The sequence below is a fragment of the Candidatus Cloacimonadota bacterium genome (genome assembly GCA_011372345.1).
GTDB lineage: Bacteria > Cloacimonadota > Cloacimonadia > Cloacimonadales > TCS61 > DRTC01.
This window is the reverse complement of the sequence record DRTC01000005.1, coordinates 1-4631: the sequence shown is the minus strand read 5'-3', so window position 1 is coordinate 4631 and position 4631 is coordinate 1. Positions and strand designations below refer to the sequence as shown.

Annotated in this window: 4 protein-coding genes; all 4 read right to left on the bottom strand. The window is 36.7% G+C overall.

Translation table 11 applies throughout. The features are described 5' to 3' along the window. Nucleotides 1–72: 72 nt before the first annotated feature. Nucleotides 73–513 carry a hypothetical protein gene (locus tag ENL20_00085; GenBank protein HHE36959.1) on the bottom strand — a complete coding sequence of 147 codons (441 nt, stop codon included), beginning with the start codon at nt 511–513 and terminating at the stop codon, nt 73–75. Then, on the bottom strand, nt 506–1453 hold the full coding sequence (locus ENL20_00080) for a hypothetical protein (protein ID HHE36958.1): 948 nt from the start codon (nt 1451–1453) through the stop codon (nt 506–508). The genes ENL20_00085 and ENL20_00080 overlap by 8 nt, the downstream gene beginning before the upstream one ends. 115 nt (nt 1454–1568) lie before the next feature. Further along, nucleotides 1569–2687: a tRNA guanosine(34) transglycosylase Tgt gene (locus tag ENL20_00075; GenBank protein HHE36957.1), complete on the bottom strand. Its 1119-nt coding sequence runs from the start codon at nt 2685–2687 to the stop codon at nt 1569–1571. A gap of 280 nt (nt 2688–2967) precedes the next feature. After that, on the bottom strand, nt 2968–4281 hold the full coding sequence (gene rseP / locus ENL20_00070; protein HHE36956.1) for an RIP metalloprotease RseP: 1314 nt from the start codon (nt 4279–4281) through the stop codon (nt 2968–2970). Nucleotides 4282–4631 lie beyond the last annotated feature (350 nt).

Sequence of the window (4631 nt, the reverse complement as noted above, 5' to 3'; positions counted from 1 at the left end):
CTAATCATCATTTGCTGTTTTTCTTCTTTTTTCCTCGATCCCATATGGAATTTGGGAACGTGGAAAATAATGCTAAAACCTATACGAAAGACTGATCGTATTTTCTCCGAATTTCAGATGTATTTTTTTCTTTTTTGTTTCAAAATCAAAAAGATGAGCATCTACAAAAGCATCGATCATCGAGAGAAAAACTACTGTTCCCACCCAGAAAAAATCGCTTTGCCGTTTGTTGTAATATTCGAGATATTTACTGTAATTTTCAGGATTTTCCGTTTGCGCATATTTCTGATAATAATCTTCCGCTTTGAGATGATGATAAGTTGCCAAACCGATCACATAACTTTCCAACAAAAAAACTCCGCTGGATTTCCAGTAAGATTCATTATAAAATTGACCTCCTCCCGGGATCAATAAGGAAAGTGCTGCTGCTTTTAAAGGTTTCTTTTTATTCTCTTCCGTAAAACCTGAAATTGAAAATAAAAGCAGAAAAATAATTATCAGGAATTTACGCATTGTTCAGTCTTTCCTTTAAAGTTAAGAGGAAAAGTGGGATCATAAATTCATGATGACCGATGAAATAATATCCTTTTCCTCCACTCAAAGTAGGTCTGTGAACGATATTCGTTTGCGGTCGATAATGAAAATTCATATCGAAAACAGCTGTCTGGAAATTTTTCAGAGGATAGCCGAGATTCCTGACAACCGTAACTGCTTTTAGGAAAACTTCCGGTAAAATCACCGCAGAACCGAAATTCAGGAAAATACCTCCGTCATTCATCTCAATTAAATTGCTACAGAAGATCCGGAAATCTCGCAGCGAACATTCCCCGATCGCAGAACCGTTCGCAGTTTCATGCTGATGATTGATATCCGTTCCCAAGGCAACATGAACTGTGAATGAAACCTTTTGTTGCCAGGCATTGGCAAAGAGAGAAAACTGATTATTGGGAGCATTCGTTTCAACTAAATATTTACCTATCGCTTCCCCATAACCGGATCTTTCTTTTGCTCCATTTTTAATTATCGAGTTGATCAGATCATTTGTTTCGGAAACCATGCCAAAGGTTCCGTCTTCGAGAGCGGTTGCCACATCTTCCGAAGTTTTTCCGAATTCAGCAATTTCAAAATCATGGATAACAACCGAACCATTTGAAGCCAGAGCTTTAATAGCTCCCATCTTCATCAAATCGATAATAAAAGGAGATAATCCGCATTTGATGACATGACCTCCCAGAGCAATGATGATTGGTTTCTGTTTTTGATAAGCATTAACACATTTGTCGAGAAGTTCATTCATCTCTTTCACTTTAAGAACATTCGGCAAACTTTTCCAGAAATCGTTTAAGGAAATTTTTTGCGGATGGGAAAAGTCCTTTAAACTGATTTTGCTTGGTCTGTCTTTGATGGAATATTTTGTTAGCCCATTTAAATTTATTTCTTTGAATATGCTCATATTAACTCACCCTGATATTCACAACTTCCGAATGTTTAGGCTTGCCTAATCTTCGGAATGTTGTTTCTTGCTAAACAATCGGAAGACCAGCAAGCTGGACATTCCGATGTTTTTATCAATCCGTGTTCATCCGTGCCCATCCGCGGCTTAAACACTCTTTTTTATATTTTTCAAATCTGTTTTCCAAAATCGCCAGCCTGGCATTTTTAACAAGTTCTAAATAAAAATGCAGACTGTGAATAGTTGCCAATCTCATTCCCAGAATTTCGTCAACACTGAATAAATGACGAATATAAGCTCTACTGAAATTTTTGCAGGTATAGCAATCACAATCTTCGTCGATGGGGGAAAAATCTTCTTTGTATCTTGCTGATTTGATGATCATTTTTCCTTTTTTGGTGAAAATCGTTCCTTTGCGAGCATTCCTGGTCGGCATCACACAATCGAACATATCGATTCCGTTTTCGATATTTTCCAGTAAATCCAGTGGTGTTCCAACTCCCATCAGATAACGAGGTTTATCTTGCGGTAAAATATTATTCAGAAAATTCGTTATCTCCAGCAGTTCTTCTTTCGGTTCTCCAACCGCCAATCCTCCGATCGCATAACCCGGAAAATCCATCTCCATCAATTTTCTCGCACTTTCCTCCCGCAGATCTTGATAAATTCCACCCTGAACAATTCCGAACAAAGCCTGCTTCTTAATATTTTTATGAACTTCCTTTCCGCGTTTTGCCCAATCAAGAGTAGTTTTCAGCGAATTCGCAATATATTTTTTCGTTGCCGGATAAGGCGGACATTCATCAAAAGACATGATTATATCTGCTCCCATTGCATTTTGAATAGCTATCACTTTTTCCGGAGTGAAAAAATGATAACTACCATCGAGATGTGATTGAAATTTCACTCCTTCCGAGGTTATTTTTCTCAATCCTGCTAGGCTCATCACCTGGAATCCGCCGCTGTCTGTCAGGATCGGTTTTTCCCAACTCATAAATTCATGCAATCCACCGGCTTTTTTAATCAATTCATGACCGGGACGAAGATAGAGATGGTAAGTGTTTCCCAGAATTATTTGAGCACTTATTTCATCCAACTCCAGAGGTGAAAGGGTTTTTACGGTTGCCCTCGTTCCGACCGGCATAAAAACCGGAGTTTTTATTTCACCATGAGAAGTTTTGAAAACTCCGGCTCGCGCGTTTTCGTTTTTTGCTTTTAAGATAAATTCAAAGATGATTTGCTCCCATTTTTTGAATTAACTAACTCGAATCGGAAAAAGATTAACCATTCACTTCAGTGAATGGACAACAAGGCAACTACACGCTCTGAATTCAATCAGTATTTTCCGACTAAAGTCAGTAATTCGTGGTGTTTTTCTGTTTCCATCGAATAAATTCGATGGTTAATGTTTGCTTGTTCAATCTCACCTTGAAAAAAGAATCAAAGTAAAACTTTTTCAAAATAGCATTCCCAAATGGAATTTGGGAATGGGTAGAAATAGAGCAAGTTTCCAATCAATTCCCATCCAATATCTTCTGCTCATTCAAAGAAACATTCCTGCTGAACAACCTGTAAAAATCATTAAAAAATGCAAACAACATCAAAAATAATAAAATATAAAGTCCGATCCTCTGTAAGACCAATTGAGTTTTTAAGGTTAAAGGTTTTTTAAAAATCCCCTCGATAAAGCAGAAAAAGATATGACCTCCGTCTAAAACGGGAATGGGAAGTAAATTCATGATCATCAGGATAATACTGATCGCAGCTATGAAAGCCAAAATTGAATCCAATCCTTTTTTTGCAGATTCTTTGGACATGGCATAGATCATTACCGGACCGCCCAGATTTGCTTTTAATGATGAAGGTTTTGAAATTAATTTATAAAGAGTTACATAATTCAGAGCGACAAAACTGATCGTCGTAATACTTCCGTATTTCAGCGATTCGAACAGGCTGTATTTTTCCTCGATCTTAACTGGTAATTTCTGAGTTATCCCGATAATCTTATTGCTGTCCATCAGGTTAACTTCCAGTTCGACAACTTTCTCGAAAATCTGGTCTCCTCTCCTGATCTTAAAATTTAAGGAATTTTTTGTACTTTTTGAAATGATATCTCTCATATCATACCAGTTTTTAACTTGGATACCATCAATAGCAATAATCTCATCATCTGACATTAATCCTGCTCTGTATGCCGGTAATCCGGGAGCGACTTCTCCGATAACCGCAGGAGCAAAAGGAAGAATATCCGTGAACCAGGTAATTTGTTCTATGTCTGAAGATTCAAGAATTATTTTCTTTCCGTCCCTTTTCACTTCGATGATATTATTTTCATTTTCTTTGATAAATCTAGGTATCTGGCTCCAACTTTGTACAGGAGAATTGTTCACACTTAAAATTTCATCATTGACTTTAACAAAATCATTTAATGCTATCTCGATCTTTCCAACTAACGGCAACTGGTCTTCATAACTTCTTCCAATAGCGAAAGAAAGAATGAATATGAAAAAAGCTAAAAGAAGGTTTGCAAATGGACCGGCAAATGCAATAGTTGCTCTTTTGTACCATTTTGCTGCTCGAAAAGAACCGGATTCATCGTCAATTTCCTCATCAGGATTTTCACCTTTCATTTTCAGATAACCACCAAGAGGGATCAGAGAAATACGAAAATCTGTTTGTTTTATCCTGAAACCGAATAACCGGGGTCCGAATCCAATCGAGAATTTTTCTACATCGACTCCAAATATTCGAGCTGCGAGAAAATGACCCAGCTCATGAACAGTTATTAAAATTCCTAAAGCAATGATTGCTCCGAAAATATTTCCCATTATTTTTTACCTTTTCTATTAAAATTCTATTCAAACTTACTATCCGGCAGTTGCCGGATTGGCAAGTTTGAAGATTATTCCAATTCCAGAATCTGTTTTTTCAGGTCAAGTTTTATTATCGTTGGAAAAACTTCGGAATGGATTTTTTACATACTCCCAAAATTTGTAGAAATGAAAATTCTAATTTATGAATCGAAATATTGAGTCCACTCTAAAAAGGCAATAATTTTGGAATATGTATGAAATTTTGCCCGAAATTTGGAAACTGATGAATCGGTTAATGACCTCTATCTTCTTATTAACCACCAACTTAAGTTGGTGGTTAATGAAACAGGAAAAAGTATTAACCG

Excerpts from the sequence above, each read along its gene's own strand:
- ENL20_00080 (HHE36958.1), bottom strand. The coding sequence starts at position 1,453 with ATGAGCATATTCAAAGAAATAAATTTAAATGGGCTAACAAAATATTCC.
- ENL20_00085 (HHE36959.1), bottom strand. The coding sequence starts at position 513 with ATGCGTAAATTCCTGATAATTATTTTTCTGCTTTTATTTTCAATTTCA.
- rseP (HHE36956.1), bottom strand. The coding sequence starts at position 4,281 with ATGGGAAATATTTTCGGAGCAATCATTGCTTTAGGAATTTTAATAACT.